A 20,942-nucleotide genomic window follows, 5' to 3' on the forward strand; every position below is an offset into this window, starting at 1 on the left:
GCGGCGACGGCGCGAGACGCGCCGCCGTCAATATCCGCCGCCGCCGCTGCCGCTGCCGGTGCTGCTGCTCGCTCCGCCGGCGTCGCCGGTTGTCGTCTGGCAGCCGCCCGCGGCGAGCGCGAGCGCGAATACCACGAGCAATGCCGATAGCTTCCGAGTCACTTTCATTTGCGCCTCCTGTCGATGGGAGTTGGCGCTTCAGCGCCTACTCCCATCCCATGCTGTGGTTGCTTGTAGTTAGCGCTTCAGCGCTTACTACAAGCCCGCAGCGGTCGATCGGAGTTGGCGCTTCAGCGCCTACTCCGATCCCATGCTGTGGTTGCTTGTAGTTAGCGCTTCAGCGCTTACTGCAAGCCCGCAGCGGTCGATCGGAGCCAGTGCCTCGGCACCCGCTCCGGCCCCATGCAGGGCACTCCAGCCCCACGGCGGTCGAACGACGTCCGTGCGATGAATAAACGCGCGGTGAAACCGCTTTATTCCGCCGACGTGTCCTTACCAAAGATTAGGCGCGAATCGCATTTCCTGGCGCCGCTCGACGCGCATCGCACGCCGCCTGCACCCTGCTTCTTTTGCGTGCGTTATAGTGAAAGCCGGCCAGACAAAACATTTGCGCCGCGACCCGGGGTAAAATCCTGCCCTACGCGCTTGCATCGCCCGCACGTGCGACTAACTTTGACGCAGCCCCCGCTGCCGCCTTCGCAATGCCCAATCCCGCAGAATCGCATCCGCAAAACGACTTCATGAACGCCGCGCGCAAGGAAAGAAAGCGCGTGGAAATCTACCTCGTGAACGGCATTCGCCTCACGGGGTGCATCGAGTCGTTCGATCAGTACCTGGTGATGCTGCGCACGCCGGTCGGCCTGCAAGGCATCTACAAGCGCGCCATCTCGACGATCCAGCTCGATACCGGCACGCGTCCCGGTCCGCGCGGCCCGCGCACCGGCGGCCACGGCGAGCGCCATGGGCCGCGTGAGGGCTTCGGCCCGCGCGAGTCGCGTGAATCGCGCGAACCACGTCATTCGTCCGACTCGTACGGCGCCGCGCCGGCTGCGGCCGGCGCGCCGGCCGAGCGCTCGTCCGACGCGCCAGGTTCGGGGGCCGGCCCCGTCGTCGTGACGCGCCGGCGCCGGCCGTACGGCTCGTCGCCCGGCAACAACGACTCCGGTAACGAGTAAGTAGAAGGCGGTGCAGACGGTTTGCTTCAGTTTTCGGATTCGTCGAGCCGCCGCAAGATCTCCTCGACCCGCTCGCATTGCTTGAGCGTCAGCTCGAACTGGCGCTGCACCGCGAGCAGCCGCCGGCGCCAATATTCGACGTCGAACATGCGATTCGGCGGCTGGCGCGTCGCCCACTCCAGATGGTTCAACTCGGCTTCGACCACGTGCTGCGCTTGAACTCTACGGGCAGCGTTGGCTTCTTTCTTTCCCATATCGTGTACGCGTATTGAGCGGTGTTCCCGCTACGCATACGTCGAGCAAAATCGGTGCCGCGCGCGGGTCCCGCACTGAAGACGCGCAAAGCGCCCGCGTTTTGAACGAGCGTGGCGAATCGCCGCCGTCCACCGTCCAGCCCCTGGCCATTCGGCCGATGTCTGCGCGCAAGGCGTTGTGCGCTATGCTGGTCGCTCGCTAATCCGGTATCCCACATGCCCGACCACCACGACCGCTTCCTGCGCAAGCGCGACGGCGAGGAAGCCCGCGTCACCTACACCGAGCTGTTCTTCGACCTGATCTATGCGTTCGCGGTCACCCAGCTGTCGCACCGGCTGATGCACGACCTTAGTGCCTTGGGCGTGCTGCAGACGCTCGTCCTCTGGTTCGCGGTGTGGCTCGGCTGGCAGTACACCTGCTGGGTTACGAACTGGTTCGATCCGGAACGTCCCCAGGTGCGTCTGCTGGTGTTCTCGGTGATGGTCGTGGGCATGGTCATGGCGGCCTGCCTGCCGCTCGCGTTCGGCACACGCGGGCTCATCTTCGCGCTCAGCTACGTGACGATCCAGGTGGGACGCAGCCTCGCCGTGCTCGTTTTTCTCGGCGGCGACCACCCGCTCACCGCCAACTTCCGGCGGATCACGGCGTGGCTCGCGATTTCCGGCGTCTGGTGGATCGCGGGCGGCCTTGCCGACGGCTGGCCTCGGCTCGCCTGCTGGGGCGTCGCGGTGCTGTGCGAGTATGTGTCGCCGATGTTCGGCTTCGCGCTGCCGCTCCTCGGCCGCTCCCATTCCAGCGACTGGCGCAGCGCCGAAGGCGGCCATCTCGCCGAGCGCTGCCAGGCGCTCGTGATCCTCGCACTCGGCGAATCGGTGGTCGTGACGGGCGGCACGCTCTCAGATATCGCGTCATGGCACGTGCCGGCGGTCATCGCGTTCCTGGTCTGCTTCGTCGGCAGCGTCGCGATGTGGTGGGTCTATTTCGACTGGGGCAGCCGCGCCGGCAGCCATGCGATCGCGCAGTCGCGCGAGCCGGGCCTGATGGGCGCGTATTTTCACTACGTCCACGTGATCCTGATCGCCGGGATCATCGGCTCGGCCGCCGCCGACGATCTCGTCATCCTGCACCCCGACGCCCGCGTCGGCATGCAGACCGCCCTGCTGCTGATCGGCGGCCCGGCGCTCTACGTGGTCGGCAACGGACTATACAAGCGGGCGATCCACGGCTGGCTGCCGCTCTCGCACTGGGTCGGGCTAGGGATCAGCGTGCTCATCGCGCCGCTCGCGTTCCACACCGACCTGCTGACGACGAGCGTGCTAACCACGCTGATGATGATCGTCGTCGCCGCCTGGGAAAGCGTGTCGCGCCGCCACGGGCAACGTACGCGCAATCTGAGCGTGGAATGAAGCAACGCCACCCCGCCAGGCATATGCCTGGCGGGGTGGCGTATTGGACGGATGGGGAAGCCTCGGGTAGCGCTGCCGGCGGCGCAGGCGCCCTAACTCAACGCGTAGTGCGCGGCAGTCCGGCGTCGTTCTGGCGCTGCAGCTCGGCCACTTCGTGCTGGGCCGCACGCAGTTGCGCCTGCGCCTGTTCCTTCTGCTTCTGGAGCGCGGCGGCTTCGTCGCCGATCTGCTTCTGCCGGCTCGACACCAGCGTCTGCTGCTCGTGCGCGATGTTGAGGTCGGCTTGCAGCCGGTTCGCGCGATCCTGCGACAGCGCGATCAGACGCTCAGTGTAGGCCTTTTGCGCCTCGAGCTTGGTGCGGCGGATTTCGACCTCGGCCAGTTGCACGCTGCGCCGCCCGAAATCGTTGTAGATCGCTTCGGCGCGCCCTGCGTCCTGCGTCTTGATCACACGCCAGAAGGTCTTTTGCTGGAACAGCGTGACGTAGTACGTCATCTCCTTGCCGTAGAACAGGAGACTCGCACCGTAACTGCCGTTATAGGTCGTACGCAGCTCGGTCAGATCGTTGCCGTGGATCATTTGCTGCAGTTCGGCAACGTTGCCTGCGGCGGACTGCTTCGCTTCGTCAGGCGTAAGCGCCGTCGTGGCCGGCGCCGCCGCCACGGGCGTTGCCGACGGCAGCGGATCGTTCATGGCGGGCTGCGAGGCGACTGCCGCTGCGGAAGCCGGGCCCGAGCCTGCCGGCATCGCTAAGTTATTGTCGGAATTGGCCTGTGCATGAACTCCTTGGATGCCCCCAATTATGACCAGCGCGGCCAGCGCCGTCCCCCGAAGGTGCGAAATTTGGATCATGTAGTGTAATTCCTGCGCCGAACGTTCTAATTGTCAAATAAAACATCTCATTATTACTCACTTTCGCGCGTTTCGGGTTCCTGGTGGAAGATTTGGTGCTTTCGCAAATTTTTCACGGAGCTCGGCGGTGCGACCGCCACAATCGGCGCGGCGGAGAGCGCTCGAGCCAGTGACTAGCCAGGTGAACACCAACTGGAGCGCAACCGGTTTACAGACTGGCGCAACAAACGCCGCGACGGCCACCGTCGACACGCAGCGTGAAGTCTCGGACCGCGGATCTGGCGAGCGCCAGCGTCGTCGGCCCGATGAGCGCTCGATGCACTGCGCAGCTGGCCCGGCATGCGGCAGTCCTAACGACCATCCCGCCAATCAGCGCGCCGTGGAACACGATCGACGCCAGCAGCCAGTCGAATTAGAGTTTCCGCTCGCCAACAGTCCGCCTGTTTGCGCGTATTCTGCATGCACTCTTAACAGACGCCAGCCGTGCAGTCACGGCCAATCGGCGCGACAACACTCGAAAGACAACTCACCCAAGGAGGAAGACAATGCGGCATTTCACGCAACGCGCGCGAACGCGCGCGCTCAAGACCCTCAAGCAGGCAGCGCTTGCCAGCGTGCTACTGGCAGGCGCAGCAGCCGCCATGGCGCAGGGCGCCGACACCCCGATCGGCACGTGGCAAACCATCGACGATCACACCGGCCAGCCCAAAGCGCTCGTGCAGATCACCCAGGACAACAACGGCGAGTTGAACGGCAAGGTCATCAAGGGTCTCGGCCCGAATGACGATCCGCAGCGCCGCTGCACCGCATGCACCGACGCGCGCAAGGACCAGTTGATCCTCGGCATGACGATCATCAACGACATGAAGAAGTCGGACAGCGGCTGGGACGGCGGCAATATTCTCGACCCGGAAAACGGCAAGATCTACAAGTGCAAGATGCACGTCGAGGACAACGGCCAGAAGCTCGTGGTGCGCGGCTATATCGGGATCTCGCTGCTTGGCCGCTCGCAGACCTGGAACCGGGTTCAGTGAGTGCCCGACGGCGTAGTTGGCGAGCAAGTGCTTCGTTGCGCTCGCCAAGCGCGTCAAAAAACATCGGCGGATAAAAGAAAACCGGCCAAGCGATGAACATCGTCGGCCGGCTCGGTTTCACGGATGGGTAAATGGCTGGACTCAGCCATGGGTTATGCCGCGTGCTTGAGAGAGACGGCGAATTCGTTTGCCGGGACTGTGGCTGCCGGAGCAGAGGCAGGCGCAGGTGCAGCCGCGGCAGGCATGCCGGCCGGAAGCACGGACGGCGGCGTAGCGATGGGCTTCGCATGCGAGCGCATGCGCATTTCCATGAAGCCGCACAGCTCTTCACTCGCCGCGCCGTACAACTCCGCGAGCACAATCTTCAACGTGCCCGACTGATGCCATGCCTTGAAACGCCGGTGGCACGTTTGATACGAAGGGTAGCGGCGCGGCATGGCGGACCACGTTGCGCCGCTGTACATCACCCACAGCACGCCGTTCAGGACAGCCCGCGTGTTGGCGAGGGGACGCCCGCGCAACTCGGCACGCGGACGCAGTTCCGGCAACAGCTGTGCCACTTGTTGCCATTCTTCATCGGTAATATCACGATACGGGGTCATGGGTCCTCTCCTTTGTCAGATCCATGACACAACGATATCGAGCTCCCCCCGGATGGAATATCAGACTAATCCGAATCTTGAAATAGCCGGACAACAGAGGCCGCGGCGCCGGTTCGAGGCGCCGCCGCCGACGCTCAAGTCAGCGACGTATCGACGATCCGCCGCGGCGATTCCAAGTACTCTTTCGATTGCATCTCGACGAGACGCGACACCGTCCGCGTGAATTCGTTGGCCATCGGCCCTTCGACATAAAGCTCCTCGGCCGGCACCGCCGCCGACATCAGCAGCTTCACCTTGTGGTCGTAAAACACGTCGACGAGCCACGTGAAGCGCCGCGCTTCGGACGCCATGCGCGGCGACATCTGCGGCACGTCCGAGAGGATCACCGCATGAAAGCGCGTCGCGAGCTCGAGGTAGTCGTTCTGCGAGCGCGGGCCGCCGCACAGCGTCGCGAAGTCGAACCACACGACGCCATCGGCGCGGCGCAGCGCCTTCAGCTCGCGCTTCTCGATGTGCAGGATCGGGCTCTCGTCGGGCACGGCGGCGAGCTGCGCGAACGCGTGGCGCAACGCCTTGTCGGCGGCGGCGCCGAGCGGCGTGTGATAGACCGACACCTGCGCGAGCGTGCGCTGGCGGTAGTCGATGCCCGCGTCGACGTTGATCACGTCGAGCTTCGACTTGAGCAGCTCGATCGCGGGCAGCACTCGGTCGCGATGCAGGCCGTCGGGATAGAGCGTGTCCGGGTCGTAGTTGGACGTCATCACGAACTGCACGCCGTTCTCGAACAGCTTGTCGAGCAAGCGGTACAGGATCATCGCATCGGCGATGTCGGAGACGTGGAACTCGTCGAAGCAAATCAGGCGATAGCGCTTCGCGACGCGCCGCGCGAGCTCGTCGAGCGGATCGGCCTGCCCTTTGAGCTCCTCGAGCTCGCGATGCACCTCGCGCATGAACTCGTGAAAGTGCAGCCGCGTCTTGCGCGTGAGCGGCACGACCGCGTAGAAGCTGTCCATCAGGAAGCTCTTGCCGCGCCCCACGCCACCCCACATGTAGACGCCGCGCGGCAGATCCGGGTGCATGATCAGCTTCATGAAGGCGTTGGGGCGGCGCGCCTTGTACGCGACCCACTCGTCGTAGCACCGCTGCAGACGGTCGACGGCGGCGCGCTGCGCCGCGTCGGATTGATAACCGCGCGTCCGCAGTTCCTTTTCGTAGTATTCGGTGACGTTCATCGTGACTATAAAAAACGAAAGGCGGACGGGATTGCCCCGCCCGCCTTCGTGGTACTGCGGCTGCGCCTGCCTTGGAAGGTCAGCGCGGCCTCGTTACCGAGTTACATGTTCAGCGAGCGTTTGTCGACGGCAAGCGCCGCTTCGCGCATCACTTCGGACAGCGACGGGTGCGGATGGCAGATGCGGCCGATGTCTTCCGACGCCGCCTTGAACTCCATCGCCACCACGGCTTCGGCGATCAGGTCCGACGCGTTCGCCGAGATGATGTGCACGCCGAGCAGTTCGTCGGTCTTCGCGTCGGCGATCATCTTGACGAAGCCATCCGACTTCGCGATGCCGAGCGCGCGGCCGTTCGCCACGAACGGGAACTGGCCCGTCTTGATCTCGCGGCCTTCCGCCTTCAGCTGCTGCTCCGTCTTGCCGACCCACGCGATTTCCGGCTCGGTGTAAATCACCCACGGAATGCAGTTGTAGTCGATGTGCGGCTTCTGGCCGTCGATGACCTCGGCGACCAGCACGCCTTCGTCCTCGGCCTTGTGCGCGAGCATCGGGCCGCGCACCACGTCGCCGATCGCGTAGACGTTCGGCACGGCCGTGCGGCAGTGGTCGTCGACGTCGATGAAGCCGCGCTCGTTCGCCTTCAGGCCGATCGCTTCGAGGCCGAGGTTGTCGGTGTTCGGCACGCGGCCGATCGACACGATCAGGCGGTCGGCTTCGAGCGTCTGCGCGTTGCCGTCCTTGTCGGTGTAGGCGATCGTCACGCTGCTCTCGGTCGTCTTCACTTCGCCGATCTTCACGCCGAGGTGGATGTCGAGGCCCTGCTTCTTGAACTGCTTGGCCGCTTCCTTCGCGAGCGCTTCGTCAGCGGTGCCGAGGAACGCCGGCAGCGCTTCGAGCACCGTCACGTCGGCGCCGAGACGCCGCCACACCGAGCCCAGCTCTAGGCCGATCACGCCCGCGCCGATCACGGCGAGCTTCTTCGGCACGGAGTCGAACGTCAGCGCGCCTTCGTTGTCGGAGACGAGCTTGTTGTCGACCGGCACGCCCGGCAGATGGCGCGCCTTCGAGCCCGTCGCGATGATCACGTTCTTCGCCGTGACGACTTCGGTCTCGCCTTCGCCGCTCACTTCGATCATCACACCCGCGTCGGTCTTGCCGGTGAGCTTGCCGTGGCCTTTGAGCCAGGTGATCTTGTTCTTGCGGAACAGGAACTCGACGCCCTTCGTCATCTTCTCGACGACGGCGTCCTTGCGGCCCAGCATCTTCGCGACGTCGAGCTTGACGTCCGAGACCTCGATGCCGTGGTCGGCGAGATGGTGCGACACCTTCTCGAACTCCTCCGACGACGCGAGCAGCGCCTTCGACGGAATGCAGCCGACGTTCAGGCAGGTGCCGCCGAGCTTCAGCGCGCCGGCCGAATTCTTCCATTTTTCGATACATGCGACCGTCTTGCCGAGCTGCGCGGCACGGATCGCGGCGATATAGCCGCCCGGACCGCCGCCAATCACGACGACGTCAAATTCTTTGGACATGACAACCCTTTCGATGACGCAGCGGCGCGCGCCGGGTGGTGGCCCACCCCTCGCGCGCGGCGCTGCGAGAGAGAATCAAATGCAATGCGGAAGACTGATGCGGACTGCGGGGATTACAGATCCAGCAGCAGGCGGGCCGGATCTTCGAGCGCGTCCTTCATCGCGACGAGCGACAGCACGGCTTCGCGGCCGTCGATGATGCGGTGGTCGTACGACAGCGCGAGGTAGTTCATCGGACGGATCACGATCTGGCCGTTCTCGACGACCGCACGCTCCTTCGTCGCGTGCACGCCGAGAATCGCCGATTGCGGCGGGTTGATGATCGGCGTCGAGAGCATCGAGCCGAACACGCCGCCGTTCGAGATCGAGAACGTGCCGCCCGTCATTTCTTCGATCGACAGCTTGCCGTCCTTCGCCTTCTGGCCAAACTCGGCGATCTTCTTTTCGATGTCAGCGAGGCTCATCTGGTCGGCGTTGCGCAGGATCGGCACCACGAGGCCGCGCGGCGAGCCGACGGCGATGCCGATGTCGAAGTAGCCGTGATAGACGATGTCGTTGCCGTCGATCGACGCGTTCACGAGCGGGAACTTCTTCAGCGCATGCACGGCCGCCTTCACGAAGAACGACATGAAGCCGAGCTTCACGCCGTGTTCCTTCTCGAACTTGTCTTTGTACTTGTTGCGCAGGTCCATGACCGGCGCCATGTTCACTTCGTTGAACGTCGTGAGGATGGCGTTGGTCTGCTGCGACTCGAGCAGACGCTCGGCGATACGCGCGCGCAGACGCGACATCGGCACGCGCTGCTCCGGACGGTTTTGCAGCCACTTGTCGGCGGACGGCGCCTTCACGTCCGGCAGCGACGGACGCGCAGCAGCCTTCGCAGGCGCGGCAGCCGGGGCCTTGGCGGCCGGCGCGGGAGCCGCTGCGGCGGAGCCGGCGGCGAGCACGTCGCCCTTCGTGATGCGGCCGTCGCGGCCGCTGCCTTGCAGTTGGTCGGCGGAGAGGTTCTGCTCGGCCATCAGCTTGCTGGCGGCCGGCGATGCGGCGGTGCTGGCGGCAGCCGGTGCGGCTGCCGGAGCGGCGACGGGCGCCGGCTGAACTTCGGCCACGCCGGCGGCGGCCGCCGGAGCTGCGGTACCAGCCTTCGCTTCGGTGTCGATCTTTGCGATGACTTCGTCAGCGACAACGATGTCGCCGTCGTTCTTGATGACTTGCGCGAGCACGCCTGCCGACGGCGCCGGCACTTCGAGCACGACCTTGTCGGTTTCGATTTCGATGAGGATTTCGTCTTGCGCGACAGCCTCGCCGGGCTTCTTCTTCCACTGCAGCATGGTCGCTTCCGAAACCGACTCGGACAGCTGGGGAACCTTGACTTCTACGATAGCCATGTGATTTTCCTGAACTCGTATCTGGGTGTGAGCGCGGACTTTGCCTGGATTCGCTGGCGCCTGGTCCAAACGGCCCGGTCCAAACGAACTTGCGGGAAAGCGCTTCTGCGCTTTCCCGGTCCGCTGCGTCTGTTTATTTAGCGATCGATGCGCTCTTCAAGCGGCCAAACGCGCCTTCGACCAATGCCTTCTGCTGCTCATAGTGCTTCGCGTAGTAACCGACCGCCGGCGAAGCCGAAGCCGGACGGCCGCTGTACGCGAGCTTCTGTCCTTCCTTCATGCCGTCCTTCAGGTGGTGTTCGACGTAGAACCACGGGCCTTGGTTTTGCGGCTCGTCCTGCACCCAGACCACTTCGGTCGCGTGCTCGTACTTCTTCATTTCCGCTTCGAACTGCTTGTGCGCGAACGGGTACAGCTGCTCGATACGGATGATCGCGACGTCCGTCGACTTCGATTCGCGGCGGTGCGCGACGAGGTCGTAGTACACGCGGCCCGAGCAGGCGAGCACGCGCTTGACCTTCTTCGTTTCGATCGAGGCGTCGACTTCGCCGATGACCGGCTGGAACGAGCCCTTCGCGAGTTCGGAGAGATCCGACACCGCTTCCTTGTGGCGCAGCAGCGACTTCGGCGTCGCGACGATCAGCGGCTTGCGGAACAAGCGGATCATCTGGCGGCGCAGCAGATGGAAGATCTGCGCGGGTGTCGTCGGCTGGACGACTTGCATGTTGTGGTCCGCGCACAGCTGCAGGAAGCGCTCGATACGCGTCGACGAATGCTCCGGACCCTGGCCTTCATAGCCGTGCGGCAGCAGCATCGTGAGACCCGACTGGCGGCCCCACTTCACTTCGCCCGACGAGATGAACTGGTCGATCACGACTTGCGCGCCGTTCACGAAGTCGCCGAACTGCGCTTCCCAGGCGACGAACGTGTTCGGCTCAGCCGTGGAGTAGCCGTACTCGAAGCCGAGCACTGCTTCTTCGGAGAGCACCGAGTCGATCACCGTGAACTTGGCCTGGCCTTCCGCGATGTTCTGCAGCGGAATGTAGGTGCCGTCGTTCCAGCGCTCGCGGTTCTGGTCGTGCAGCACCGCGTGACGGTGCGTGAACGTGCCGCGGCCCGAGTCCTGGCCCGTCAGGCGCACTGCGTAGCCGGATGCGACCAGCGATGCGAACGCGAGGTGCTCGCCCATGCCCCAGTCGAGCGGGGCGTCGCCGCGCGCCATCGCGCGGCGGTCGTTGATCACGCGCTCGACGAGCGGGTGCACCTTGAAGCTCTCGGGGATCGTGGTGATGCGCTCGCCCAGGCGCTTCAGCTCCGCGAGCGGCACGGCCGTGTCGGCTGCGTCGGTCCACTTGCGGTTCAGGAACGGCACCCAGTCGACGGCGTACTTGCTCTTGTAGTTCGAGAGCACCGGATCGACCGTGTGATGGCCGTCGTCCATCGCCTGACGGAACGCCTTGACGTAGGCATCCGGATCTTCCGCGCCGATCACGCCTTGCTGCACGAGCTTTTCCGCGTACAGCGCGCGCGTGCCCGGGTGCTTGGCGATGGTCTTGTACATCAGCGGCTGCGTCACGGCCGGGGTGTCCTGCTCGTTGTGGCCGAGCTTGCGGAAGCAGATGATGTCGATCACGACATCCTTGTGGAACTGCATCCGGTAGTCGATCGCGATCTGCGTAGCCAGCACGACCGCTTCCGGATCGTCGCCGTTCACGTGCAGCACCGGCGCTTCGATCATCTTGACGACGTCCGAGCAGTACAGCGTCGAGCGCGAATCGCGCGGGTCCGACGTCGTGAAGCCGATCTGGTTGTTGATGACGATGTGCAGCGTGCCGTGCGTGCCGTAGCCGCGCGTCTGCGCGAGGTTCAGCGTTTCCATCACGACGCCCTGGCCCGCGAAGGCCGCGTCGCCGTGGATCTGCACCGGCAGCACTTGCAGGCCGTCTTCGTCGCCGCGGCGGTCCATCCGCGCCTTGGCCGAGCCTTCGACCACCGGGTTGACGATTTCGAGGTGCGACGGGTTGAACGCGAGCGACAGGTGGACCGGGCCGCCTTCGGTCGAAACGTCCGACGAGAAGCCCTTGTGGTACTTCACGTCGCCGGCCGGCAGGTCGTCGACGTGCTTGCCTTCGAATTCGGCGAACAGATCGGACGGCATCTTGCCGAGCGTATTGACCAGCACGTTCAGACGGCCGCGGTGGGCCATGCCGATGACGATTTCCTGCACGCCCTTCGAGCCCGAGTGGCGGACGACTTCGTCCATCGACGCGATGAAGCTCTCGCCGCCTTCGAGCGAGAAGCGCTTCTGGCCGACGTACTTGGTGTGCAGATAGCGCTCGAGGCCTTCGGCGGCCGTCAGGCGGTTCAGGATGTGCTTCTTCTTGTCAGCCGAGAAGTTCGGCGTGGCGCGGATCGATTCGAGCCGCTCCTGCCACCAGCGCTTCTGCTCCGGATCGCTGATGTACATGTACTCGGCGCCGATCGTGCCGCAGTAGGTATCGCGCAGCGACTTGACGATGTCGCGCAGCGACGCCTGCTCGAACCCGAAGTACAGGTTGCTGGCGCTGAACGTCTGGTCCATGTCGGCTTCGGTGAAGTCGTAGAACGCAGGTTCGAGCTCGGGGATGGCGGGACGCTCGCGACGCTTCAGGGGATCGAGATTGGCCCATTGCGAGCCGAGGAAGCGATAGGCGCTGATGAGGGTCTGGACGTGGACCTGCTTGCGGGCCGTGGCGAGGTTCTCGCCGGCTTCGGCTTCGCGCGGAATGAACGCGTTGGCCTTGGCGCGCTGGGCAAACGATTCGACGATCGGGCCGTGGGCCACGTCGTTGACGGCGGAGCCATCCGACGCCGGGACGTTCTGCAACGCGTCGAAATACTCGCGCCAGTTCTCGGGCACTGACGCCGGATTGTCGAGATATTGCTCGTACAGTTCTTCAACGTACGGAGCATTGCCGCCGAACAGGTACGAGTTCAGCTGGGATTGCTTCATCATGTTTACGCTCACCTTTCTTCGAGTTTCTCGAGAAATAGCGGGTTACTCAACCTTCCGCGACACGGCCTGACCGTTTAGCGGATTGCGCGAATCAAGTCTTGCTTGGAAGGACCTAAAACTAGCGCCGGTAGCATAGCACAGAACGCATATATGAGATTCCGCAAACATTCTTGAAATAAACAAAAAGCCGCTGGACAGCGGCTTTTGTTGGTGCTAGGCGAAGCGCTTCGTGAAACGCTTAATCGACTGCGGCCTCACGGCTCGCGCGGCGGCGCTCATGCTCCTTCAGATGGCGCTTGCGCAGACGAATCGACTGCGGCGTCACCTCGACGAGCTCGTCGTCGTCGATGAACTCGACGGCGTACTCGAGCGACATCTGGATCGGCGGCACGAGGCGCACGGCCTCGTCGGTACCCGACGCGCGGACGTTGGTCAGCTGCTTGCCCTTGATCGGGTTCACGACGAGGTCGTTGTCGCGGCTGTGGATGCCAATGATCATCCCTTCGTAGAGCGCATCGCCCGGCTTCACGAACATGCGGCCGCGGTCCTGGAGCTTCCACAACGCGTAGGCCACGGCCGCGCCGTCGTCCTGCGAGATCAGCACGCCGTTGCGGCGCTCGCCGAGCGAGCCTTCCTTGACCGGTGCGTATTCGTCGAACACGTGGCTCATCAGGCCCGTGCCGCGCGTGAGCGTCAGGAACTCGCCCTGGAAGCCGATCAGGCCGCGCGCCGGAATACGGTACTCGAGGCGCGTGCGGCCGCGGCCGTCGGACGCCATGTCGAGCATCTCGCCCTTGCGGCGGCCGAGCTCTTCCATCACGCCGCCCTGGTGGCCGTCTTCGAGATCGACAGTCAGCAGCTCGTACGGCTCGTGCTTCACGCCATCGACTTCGTGCATCACCACGCGCGGACGCGACACAGCCAGCTCGTAGCCCTCGCGGCGCATGTTTTCGATCAGGATCGTCAGGTGCAGTTCACCGCGCCCCGCCACCTCGAACACCGTTTCGTCACCGGTATCGCGCACGCGCAGCGCCACGTTGTGGTTCAGCTCCTTCATCAGGCGATCGCGAATCTGGCGGCTCGTGACGAACTTGCCTTCCTTGCCGGCGAGCGGCGACGAGTTGACGACGAAGTTCATCGTCAGCGTGGGCTCGTCGACGGTGATCATCGGCAGCGCCTCGGGCGTATCGGGCGCGCAGATCGTCGCGCCGATGCCGATTTCCTCGATGCCGTTGATGAGCACGATGTCGCCGGCCTGCGCCTCGTCGACCTGCACGCGCTCCAGGCCCTGGAACGACAGCACCTGGTTGATCTTGCGGTTCAGGATCTCGCCTTCCGGACCGAAGCGCACGACGACCTGCTGGCCCGGCTTGACGCGTCCACGCGCGATGCGGCCCACACCGATGCGGCCGACGTAGGTCGAGTAGTCGAGCGAGGTGATTTGCAGTTGCAGCGGCGCGTCGGGATCGGCCGGGCGCACCGGCACGTGCTCGAGGATCGCCTCGAAGAGCGGACGCATGTCGCCTTCGCGGGCGCTCGGCTCGAGAGACGCATAGCCGTTCAGGCCCGATGCATACACCACCGGGAAGTCGAGCTGCTCCTCGGTCGCGCCGAGCTTGTCGAACAGATCGAAGGTCTGGTTGATGACCCAGTCGATGCGGGCGCCCGGGCGGTCGATCTTGTTGACGACGACGATCGGCTTCAGGCCGAGCGCGAGCGCCTTCTTCGTGACGAAGCGGGTTTGCGGCATCGGGCCCTCGACCGCGTCGACGAGCAGCAGCACCGAGTCGACCATCGACAACACGCGCTCCACCTCTCCGCCGAAGTCCGCGTGCCCCGGGGTGTCGACGATATTGATGTGGGTGCCTTCGTATTCGACCGCGCAGTTCTTCGCGAGAATCGTGATGCCGCGCTCTTTTTCAATGTCGTTCGAGTCCATCACGCGCTCGGCGATCTGCTGGTTCTCTCGGAACGTGCCCGACTGGCGAAGCAGTTGGTCGACGAGCGTGGTCTTGCCGTGGTCGACGTGGGCAATGATGGCGATATTGCGGAGGGCGCGGGTCATAGGAACCTGGGTGCGCAACAAGTGTGCGCGAAATGAAAAACACGTTGAGCGCGCTTGGGCTGGCTAGCCGGGCAAAAGCCCGAGCACCGGCTTGGGACGCACATTGGACAGCCAAAAATTATAGCACGCGCGAGTGACGCGCGATTACCACACCTTCGCCCCGCGTGGCAGCGCCGGATCGACTCAGCCCCCCCCCAAGGCGCCGGAACGCCGAAAGTCATCTCGACATTCACCATACTGGCAGTAGGCACTTAATACACAGATACCCAAGTTGGGTTGTAATAACGCTTGCCGCGTCAACTAACCGCACCTATACTCCTGCCTAGTCAACTATTGCACTCGCACGGGAATCATGACGGAAACCACCCCTACGCTGCCCAAAGAGCTGCGCGACTACCAAGTGGGCGAGAGCGTCGGCTATCTGATCACACGCGTGAAATCGACGATGTCGAACATGGTCACGCAGCGCACGATGGCGGAGTTGGGCATCACCAGCACGCAGGCGAGCATCCTGTTCATGGTCGCGAGCGGCCGGTGCCTGGTGGCGGCCGAGCTGGCGCGGGACTACGGGATCGACGCGAGCGCCGTCACGCGCCTGCTCGACCGGCTCGAAAAGCGCGGCCTGCTCTCGCGCGTGCGCAGCAACGAGGATCGCCGCGTGGTCCGGCTCGCCTTGACGCCCGAGGGCTACGAGCTTGCCGCGCGCCTGCCGGAAGTCTTCACGAGCGTGCGGGACAAGCTGCTCGCCGGCTTCACGCCCGAGGAAGTCGGGTTCTTGAAAAGCATGCTGCGGCGCGTCCTCGCCAACAACGGCGATCAGGCGAATTGAGCCCGGAACGCAGTCGGCCACGAGGCAATTCACAGTCGAACTGCCTAGAAAAATACTTGCAGGGTCCATGATCACACTCCAATCCAAGAGTCGAGCGATGAAATCCCTTTCTCTGTCGGCCCGTGCACTGCCGCGCCGGCGGGCTGGCAACGCGGCGGTCGCGGCAGTCGCCGCGCTTGCCCTCGCCGGCTGCGCGAACTACTTCGGCATCAAGAGCGACAAGCAGATCGCGCCGGCGACCCAGTTCGAATCCGCGCAAAGCCTGCCCGGCCAAGGCGGACAGTGGCCGTCGCTCGACTGGGCCGCGCAGTTCGGCGACCCGCAATTGCCCAAGCTGATCGCCGAGGCGCTCGAGGGCAACCCGACTATCGCCCAGGCGCAGGCGCGCCTCGCCAAGGCGCAGTCCTATATCGAAAGCTCGCGCTCCAACCTTTATCCGAAAGTCAACGGCAGCTATTCGTGGACCCGCGAGCTGTTCTCGGGCAACGGGCTCTATCCGCCGCCCTACGGCGGCTCCTGGTACAGCGAGAACAACGCGCTCGCGAGCGCCTCCTGGGACCTCGACCTGTGGGGCAAGAACCGCGCGAAGCTTGATTCGGCGGTCTCGCAGGAGAAGGCGGCCGAAGCCGACATGCAGCAGGCGCGAATCACGCTGGCGTCGTCGGTGGCGCGCACGTATAACCAGCTGGCCCAGCTCTACGCGCTGCGCGACATCGCCCAGCGCGAAATCAAGAACCGCCAGGATGTCAGCTCGATCACGAACGACCGCGTCGGCGCCGGCCTCGACACCAACGTCGAGAAACAGACGGCGATCGGCAATATCGCGAGCAGCCAGACGACACTGTCTGACTACGACGGCCAGATCGCGATCACGCGCTATCAGCTGGCCGCCCTGCTCGGCAAGGGGCCGGATCGCGGACTGCAAATCGCCGAGCCGTCGCTCGCGCCGGACGGCAAGGTCGCCCTGCCCGACAACCTGCCGGCCGATCTGGTCTCGCGCCGGCCCGACATCGTCGCGGCGCGCTGGCAAGTGGAGGCTGCAATGCACGACGTGAAGGAAGCGAAGGCGGAGTTCTTCCCCGACGTGAACCTCGCCGCCGCGGCCGGCTTCGACGCGTTCGGCTGGGGGCGCTTTTTGACCTCGTCGAGCCGCCAGATCCAGTTCGGCCCGGCGATCCACCTGCCGATCTTCGACGCCGGCGCGCTGCGCTCGCAATTGAAGGGACGCTACGCGGACTTCGACCTCGACGTCGCGAACTACAACCAAACGCTCGTCAGCGCGCTGTCCGACGTCGCCACGCAGGTGGCGTCGATCCGCTCGATCGATCAGCAGATGGGCGACGCGCAGCGCGCACTCGACGCCTCGACCAAGGCCTACCAGCTCGCGGTGATCCGCTACAAGGCGGGGCTATCGCCGCAGCTGCAGGTGCTGAACGCGGACATCAACCGCCTGTCGGCCGAGCAGACCGTGACCAACCTGAAGATGCGGCGGCGCGACATGCAGCTCGCGCTGATCAAGGCGCTCGGCGGCGGTTTCGACGCGAACGCCGCGGGCCTGACGGCGCCCGCCGCCGACGCATCGGCCGCGCATGCGCCAGGCTGAACCGCACCGCCACCACACGCAACTGAACGACCAAGACGACCAAGACGACCAAGATTGTTGAGAGAATACGGAGCATTCCAATGAGTGACACCCAACAAGCCGCCGCCGGCGCGCAGCCGAAATCGAACGGCAAGCGCAAGCGGATGATGACGCTGCTCGTCATCGTGATCCTGATCGCGGCCACAGCCTACGGCCTCTACTATTTCCTCGATGCGCGCTTCCACGAAAACACCGACGACGCCTACGTGAACGGCAACGTCGTGCAGATCACGCCGCAGGTCACGGGCACCGTGGTCGCGGTCAACGCCGACGATACACAGACCGTCAAGGAAGGCGATCCGCTCGTCGTGCTCGACGGCGCCGACGCGAGCATCACGCTGCAGCAGGCCGAGGCGAATCTCGCACAGACGGTGCGCCAGGTGCGCGGTCTCTTCGTCGACGACAACCAATACCAGGCTCAAGTCGCGCTGCGCGACTCCGATCTCTCGAAGGCGCAGGACGATCTGCGCCGCCGCATGCAGGTCGCCCAGACGGGCGCCGTCTCGCAGGAAGAAATCTCGCACGCGCGCGACGCCGTGAAGGCCGCGCAGGCCTCGCTCGACGCCGCCCAGCAGCAGCTCGCCTCGAACCGCGCGCTGACCGCCAACACGACGATCGCCACGCACCCGAACGTGATGGCGGCCGCCGCGAAGGTTCGCGACGCCTATCTCGCGAACGCGCGCAACATGCTGCCGGCGCCGGTCACAGGCTACGTGGCGAAGCGCTCGGTGCAGGTCGGCCAGCGCGTGTCGCCGGGTACGCCGCTGATGGCGATCGTGCCGCTGAACGCCGTCTGGATCGACGCAAACTTCAAGGAAGTGCAGTTGAAGCACATGCGCATCGGCCAGCCGGTCGAGATGACCGCCGACGTGTACGGCTCGTCGGTCGTCTTCCACGGCAAGGTGATCGGCTTCTCGGCGGGCACGGGCTCGGCCTTCTCGCTGCTGCCGGCGCAGAACGCAACCGGCAACTGGATCAAGGTCGTGCAGCGCCTGCCGGTGCGGATCTCGCTCGATCCGCAAGAGCTCGCGAAGCATCCGCTGCGCATCGGCCTGTCGATGCAAGTCGACGTGAACATCAAGCAAGACGAAGGCGGTCAGCTCGGCAACGCGCCGAACACCGTCTACTCGACCGACGTGTTCAAGAAGTACGGCGACGAAGCCAACGCGGAAATCGGGCGCATCATCGCCGAGAACGCGGGTCCGAACGCCGGCCTGCCGCAGAAGGCGGGGTCCGCCCTTGCGGCAAGTAGCGCGACGGCAGCGAAAGGCGCGTCGCGCAGCTGACCGGGCGGCCGCAAGCCACCGAACCAAGGTCCCAAGCTCAATGGCTCAAGCTCAACACCCGCCGCTCTCCGGCATGCAACTGGTGATCGGCACCATCGCGGTGTCGCTCGCGGTGTTCATGAACGTGCTCGACACGTCGATTGCGAACGTCGCGATTCCGACCATCTCCGGCGACCTCGGCGTGTCGTCCGACCAGGGCACCTGGGTCATCACGTCGTTCGCGGTCGCCAACGCGATCTCGGTGCCGCTCACCGGCTGGCTCACCGACCGCATTGGCCAGGTGCGCCTGTTCCTCGCGTCGATCGTGCTGTTCGTCGTCTCGTCGTGGATGTGCGGCCTCGCGCCGACGCTGCCGCTCCTCTTGCTGTCACGCGTGATTCAGGGCGCGGTGGCCGGGCCGATGATCCCGCTCTCGCAGGCGCTCCTGCTCGGCGCCTATCCGCGCGAGAAAGCACCGCTCGCGCTCTCGATGTGGGCGATGACGACGCTGATCGCGCCCGTCGCCGGGCCGATTCTCGGCGGCTGGATCTCCGACAACATTTCGTGGCCGTGGATCTTCTACGTCAACATTCCAGTCGGCATCGCCGCCGCCATAGCGACCTGGGCGATCTTCCGCAAGCGCGAATCGGCCGTAAAGAAGGCGCCGATCGACGGCGTCGGGCTCGGGCTCCTCGTGATCTGGGTCGGCTCGCTGCAGATCATGCTCGACAAGGGCAAGGATCTCGACTGGTTCTCGTCGGCGACGATCGTCGTGCTCGCGCTGACGGCGATCATCGGTTTAGCGTTCTTCGTCGTCTGGGAACTGACGGCCGACCACCCCGTGGTCGACCTGTCGTTGTTCGCGCGACGCAACTTCACGGGCGGGACGGTCGCGCTGTCGATCGGCTACGGCCTCTACTTCGGCAACCTCGTGCTGCTGCCGCTGTGGCTGCAAACCGATATCGGCTACACCGCCACCGACGCCGGCCTCGTGATGGCGCCAGTCGGCCTGTTCGCGATCCTGCTCTCGCCGGTCACGGGCAAGTTCCTGCCGCGCACCGATCCGCGCTACATTGCGACGGCATCGTTCTGCACGTTCGCGCTGTGCTTCTGGCTGCGCTCGCGCTACACGACGGGCGTCGACACCTGGGCGCTGACGCTGCCGACGCTGATCCAGGGCATCGCGATGGCGGGCTTCTTCATTCCGCTCGTGTCGATCACGCTGTCGGGGCTGCCCGGCCCTCGGATTCCGGCCGCGTCGGGGCTGTCGAACTTCGTGCGGATCATGTGCGGCGGCATCGGCACGTCGATCTTCCAGACCGCCTGGGATCATCGGACGATCCTGCATCACGCGCAGTTGACCGAGCAGGCGAATCCGTACAACCCGGTGTTCGCGCAACAGATGACCAACATGGGGGCGACCGGGCTCAACCAGGCGCAAAGCTATGGGCTCTTCAACAACATGGTGACGCAGCAGGCCGCGCAGCTGGGCGTGAACGATTTGTTCTGGCTCTCGTCGGCGATTTTCATCGCGCTGATCGCGCTCATCTGGATCACGAAGCCGGAGCGCGCCGGCGGAGGGGATGCGGGAGCGGCGGCATCGGCGGCGCATTGAGGCTGCGAGCGGCGTAGCCTCCCGGTTTGGATTCCTTTGGATGTGGAAACGCCCGGCTTTGACCGGGCGTTTTTTCGTCTCGCCGCCAAGAAAGAGGCTATGCCTCGGCGGTCACGACCAGACGCTCCGGCGCGAGCACGCCATCGGCCGCCTTCGCGACGCCGAGCAGCCGTCCGCCATCGCCATAGACGCGCACCCGAGCACCCTGCGGCGCATCGATCGCCGGCAGCTCCGCCAGCCGCAGACGCTGGCCATGCAGAAAACGCCGCGTCGCCTCGGCATCGAGTTGCAGCGACGGAAACGTCGATAGCAACGCATCGACCGGTTGCAGCCAGGCATCGCGCTCGCTTTGCCCGGCGTCGGAAAGCGCATCGAGCGTCACCGCGTTCGCGAGCGTCAGCGCACCGACGCCCGTGCGGCGCAACGCCACCAGATGCGCGCCGCAGCCGAGCGCCTCGCCGATATCCTCCGCGAGCGTGCGCACGTAGGTCCCTTTGCTGCACGTCACGCGAAACGTCACGTCGGGCAGCGCGCACGCGAGCAGCTCGAGAGCATGGATCGTCACGCCGCGCCCTTCCCGCTCGATGGTCTGCCCCGCGCGCGCGTATTCGTAGAGCGGCTTGCCGTCGCGCTTGAGCGCCGAATACATCGGCGGCACCTGGACGATATCGCCGCGAAACCGCGCCAGCGCCGCGTCGACCGCAGCGCGATCGCAGCTCACCTCGCGCGTTTCCAGCGCCTCGCCTTCCGCGTCGCCCGTCGTCGTGCGAACGCCGAGGCGCATCGTCGCCTCGTAGGTCTTGTCGGCTTCGAGCAAGTCCTGCGAGAACTTGGTCGCCTCGCCGAAGCACAGCGGCAGCAGGCCGGAAGCGAGCGGATCGAGCGTGCCGGTGTGGCCGGCCTTCTTGGCGGTATAGAGGCGCTTGGCGCGCATCAGCGCATCGTTGCTCGACAGACCGACGGGCTTGTCGAGCAGCAATACGCCGTCGAGCGCACGGCGCGGCACGCGGGGACGTTGAAGTTGAGTCATCTGAGAAGCGGGACGATGGACCGG

Annotated in this window: 17 protein-coding genes; 7 read left to right on the plus strand and 10 right to left on the minus strand. The window is 65.0% G+C overall.

The genetic code is table 11. From position 1 onward, the window contains the following. Positions 1-27: 27 nt before the first annotated feature. Entirely contained in the window at positions 28-168 is a 141-nt protein-coding gene (locus tag FAZ69_RS33435; RefSeq protein WP_169708775.1) for a hypothetical protein, read from the minus strand. A 533-nt stretch (positions 169-701) separates the two neighbouring features. On the opposite strand from FAZ69_RS33435, the gene hfq reads away from it, so the two are divergent. Continuing rightward, positions 702-1,175: an RNA chaperone Hfq gene (gene hfq, locus FAZ69_RS27270; RefSeq protein WP_136898207.1), complete on the plus strand. Its 474-nt coding sequence runs from the start codon at positions 702-704 to the stop codon at positions 1,173-1,175. Between the two features lie 26 nt (positions 1,176-1,201). Here the strand turns inward: hfq and FAZ69_RS27275 are convergent, their stop codons facing one another. Continuing rightward, positions 1,202-1,429 carry a hypothetical protein gene (locus FAZ69_RS27275; protein ID WP_136898208.1) on the minus strand — a complete coding sequence of 76 codons (228 nt, stop codon included), beginning with the start codon at positions 1,427-1,429 and terminating at the stop codon, positions 1,202-1,204. Positions 1,430-1,645: 216 nt separating this feature from the next. Between FAZ69_RS27275 and FAZ69_RS27280 the strand changes: the two genes are divergently transcribed. Continuing rightward, entirely contained in the window at positions 1,646-2,836 is a 1,191-nt protein-coding gene (locus tag FAZ69_RS27280; protein WP_136898209.1) for a low temperature requirement protein A, read from the plus strand. Positions 2,837-2,933: 97 nt separating this feature from the next. On the opposite strand, the gene FAZ69_RS27285 is transcribed toward FAZ69_RS27280, so the two are convergent. Further along, the gene (locus FAZ69_RS27285; protein WP_136898210.1) at positions 2,934-3,689 is read right to left on the minus strand and encodes a DUF2968 domain-containing protein; all 756 of its coding nucleotides are present in this window, start codon (positions 3,687-3,689) and stop codon (positions 2,934-2,936) included. A 545-nt stretch (positions 3,690-4,234) separates the two neighbouring features. On the opposite strand from FAZ69_RS27285, the gene FAZ69_RS27290 reads away from it, so the two are divergent. Continuing rightward, entirely contained in the window at positions 4,235-4,723 is a 489-nt protein-coding gene (locus FAZ69_RS27290) for a DUF2147 domain-containing protein (protein WP_136898211.1), read from the plus strand. Positions 4,724-4,875: 152 nt separating this feature from the next. Here FAZ69_RS27290 and FAZ69_RS27295 read toward each other — a convergent pair whose 3' ends face one another. From FAZ69_RS27295 to typA, 6 genes are all read right to left on the minus strand, one after another. Next, positions 4,876-5,325 carry a transposase gene (locus FAZ69_RS27295; RefSeq protein WP_136898212.1) on the minus strand — a complete coding sequence of 150 codons (450 nt, stop codon included), beginning with the start codon at positions 5,323-5,325 and terminating at the stop codon, positions 4,876-4,878. Between the two features lie 134 nt (positions 5,326-5,459). Further along, positions 5,460-6,557 carry a cell division protein ZapE gene (zapE, locus tag FAZ69_RS27300; RefSeq protein WP_136898213.1) on the minus strand — a complete coding sequence of 366 codons (1,098 nt, stop codon included), beginning with the start codon at positions 6,555-6,557 and terminating at the stop codon, positions 5,460-5,462. A gap of 101 nt (positions 6,558-6,658) precedes the next feature. After that, entirely contained in the window at positions 6,659-8,089 is a 1,431-nt protein-coding gene (gene lpdA, locus FAZ69_RS27305; protein WP_136898214.1) for a dihydrolipoyl dehydrogenase, read from the minus strand. A gap of 113 nt (positions 8,090-8,202) precedes the next feature. Next, a complete protein-coding gene (gene odhB, locus FAZ69_RS27310) occupies positions 8,203-9,477 on the minus strand; it encodes a 2-oxoglutarate dehydrogenase complex dihydrolipoyllysine-residue succinyltransferase (RefSeq protein WP_136898215.1) in 1,275 nt (424 codons plus the stop codon). 133 nt (positions 9,478-9,610) lie between these two features. Beyond that, on the minus strand, positions 9,611-12,472 hold the full coding sequence (locus tag FAZ69_RS27315) for a 2-oxoglutarate dehydrogenase E1 component (RefSeq protein ID WP_136898216.1): 2,862 nt from the start codon (positions 12,470-12,472) through the stop codon (positions 9,611-9,613). Positions 12,473-12,710: 238 nt separating this feature from the next. After that, the gene (gene typA / locus FAZ69_RS27320) at positions 12,711-14,537 is read right to left on the minus strand and encodes a translational GTPase TypA (RefSeq protein WP_136898217.1); all 1,827 of its coding nucleotides are present in this window, start codon (positions 14,535-14,537) and stop codon (positions 12,711-12,713) included. A 352-nt stretch (positions 14,538-14,889) separates the two neighbouring features. On the opposite strand from typA, the gene FAZ69_RS27325 reads away from it, so the two are divergent. The 4 genes from FAZ69_RS27325 to FAZ69_RS27340 all read left to right on the plus strand — a co-directional run bounded on the left by FAZ69_RS27325 (position 14,890) and on the right by FAZ69_RS27340 (position 19,888). Next, positions 14,890-15,366: a MarR family winged helix-turn-helix transcriptional regulator gene (locus tag FAZ69_RS27325; RefSeq protein ID WP_136898218.1), complete on the plus strand. Its 477-nt coding sequence runs from the start codon at positions 14,890-14,892 to the stop codon at positions 15,364-15,366. Between the two features lie 97 nt (positions 15,367-15,463). Then, positions 15,464-16,969, plus strand: a complete 1,506-nt coding sequence (locus FAZ69_RS27330) for an efflux transporter outer membrane subunit (protein WP_136898219.1) — start codon at positions 15,464-15,466, stop codon at positions 16,967-16,969. Between the two features lie 80 nt (positions 16,970-17,049). Continuing rightward, entirely contained in the window at positions 17,050-18,294 is a 1,245-nt protein-coding gene (locus tag FAZ69_RS27335) for an HlyD family secretion protein (protein WP_136898220.1), read from the plus strand. A 40-nt stretch (positions 18,295-18,334) separates the two neighbouring features. After that, complete coding sequence (locus tag FAZ69_RS27340) at positions 18,335-19,888, plus strand: DHA2 family efflux MFS transporter permease subunit (RefSeq protein ID WP_136898221.1); 1,554 nt, start codon at positions 18,335-18,337, stop codon at positions 19,886-19,888. A gap of 97 nt (positions 19,889-19,985) precedes the next feature. On the opposite strand, the gene truB is transcribed toward FAZ69_RS27340, so the two are convergent. Then, the gene (truB, locus tag FAZ69_RS27345; protein ID WP_136898222.1) at positions 19,986-20,918 is read right to left on the minus strand and encodes a tRNA pseudouridine(55) synthase TruB; all 933 of its coding nucleotides are present in this window, start codon (positions 20,916-20,918) and stop codon (positions 19,986-19,988) included. Positions 20,919-20,942: the final 24 nt, after the last annotated feature.

It is taken from the genome of Trinickia terrae, assembly GCF_005144415.1.
GTDB classification, from domain to species: domain Bacteria; phylum Pseudomonadota; class Gammaproteobacteria; order Burkholderiales; family Burkholderiaceae; genus Trinickia_A; species Trinickia_A terrae.

Coding starts and splice junctions, on each gene's coding strand:
- FAZ69_RS27275 (WP_136898208.1), bottom strand. CDS start 1,429: ATGGGAAAGAAAGAAGCCAACGCTGCCCGTAGAGTTCAAGCGCAGCAC.
- odhB (WP_136898215.1), bottom strand. CDS start 9,477: ATGGCTATCGTAGAAGTCAAGGTTCCCCAGCTGTCCGAGTCGGTTTCG.
- FAZ69_RS27340 (WP_136898221.1), top strand. CDS start 18,335: ATGGCTCAAGCTCAACACCCGCCGCTCTCCGGCATGCAACTGGTGATC.
- FAZ69_RS27280 (WP_136898209.1), top strand. CDS start 1,646: ATGCCCGACCACCACGACCGCTTCCTGCGCAAGCGCGACGGCGAGGAA.
- hfq (WP_136898207.1), top strand. CDS start 702: ATGCCCAATCCCGCAGAATCGCATCCGCAAAACGACTTCATGAACGCC.
- truB (WP_136898222.1), bottom strand. CDS start 20,918: ATGACTCAACTTCAACGTCCCCGCGTGCCGCGCCGTGCGCTCGACGGC.
- FAZ69_RS27285 (WP_136898210.1), bottom strand. CDS start 3,689: ATGATCCAAATTTCGCACCTTCGGGGGACGGCGCTGGCCGCGCTGGTC.
- zapE (WP_136898213.1), bottom strand. CDS start 6,557: ATGAACGTCACCGAATACTACGAAAAGGAACTGCGGACGCGCGGTTAT.
- FAZ69_RS27315 (WP_136898216.1), bottom strand. CDS start 12,472: ATGATGAAGCAATCCCAGCTGAACTCGTACCTGTTCGGCGGCAATGCT.
- FAZ69_RS27330 (WP_136898219.1), top strand. CDS start 15,464: ATGAAATCCCTTTCTCTGTCGGCCCGTGCACTGCCGCGCCGGCGGGCT.
- FAZ69_RS27325 (WP_136898218.1), top strand. CDS start 14,890: ATGACGGAAACCACCCCTACGCTGCCCAAAGAGCTGCGCGACTACCAA.
- FAZ69_RS27335 (WP_136898220.1), top strand. CDS start 17,050: ATGAGTGACACCCAACAAGCCGCCGCCGGCGCGCAGCCGAAATCGAAC.
- lpdA (WP_136898214.1), bottom strand. CDS start 8,089: ATGTCCAAAGAATTTGACGTCGTCGTGATTGGCGGCGGTCCGGGCGGC.
- FAZ69_RS27295 (WP_136898212.1), bottom strand. CDS start 5,325: ATGACCCCGTATCGTGATATTACCGATGAAGAATGGCAACAAGTGGCA.
- FAZ69_RS33435 (WP_169708775.1), bottom strand. CDS start 168: ATGAAAGTGACTCGGAAGCTATCGGCATTGCTCGTGGTATTCGCGCTC.
- typA (WP_136898217.1), bottom strand. CDS start 14,537: ATGACCCGCGCCCTCCGCAATATCGCCATCATTGCCCACGTCGACCAC.
- FAZ69_RS27290 (WP_136898211.1), top strand. CDS start 4,235: ATGCGGCATTTCACGCAACGCGCGCGAACGCGCGCGCTCAAGACCCTC.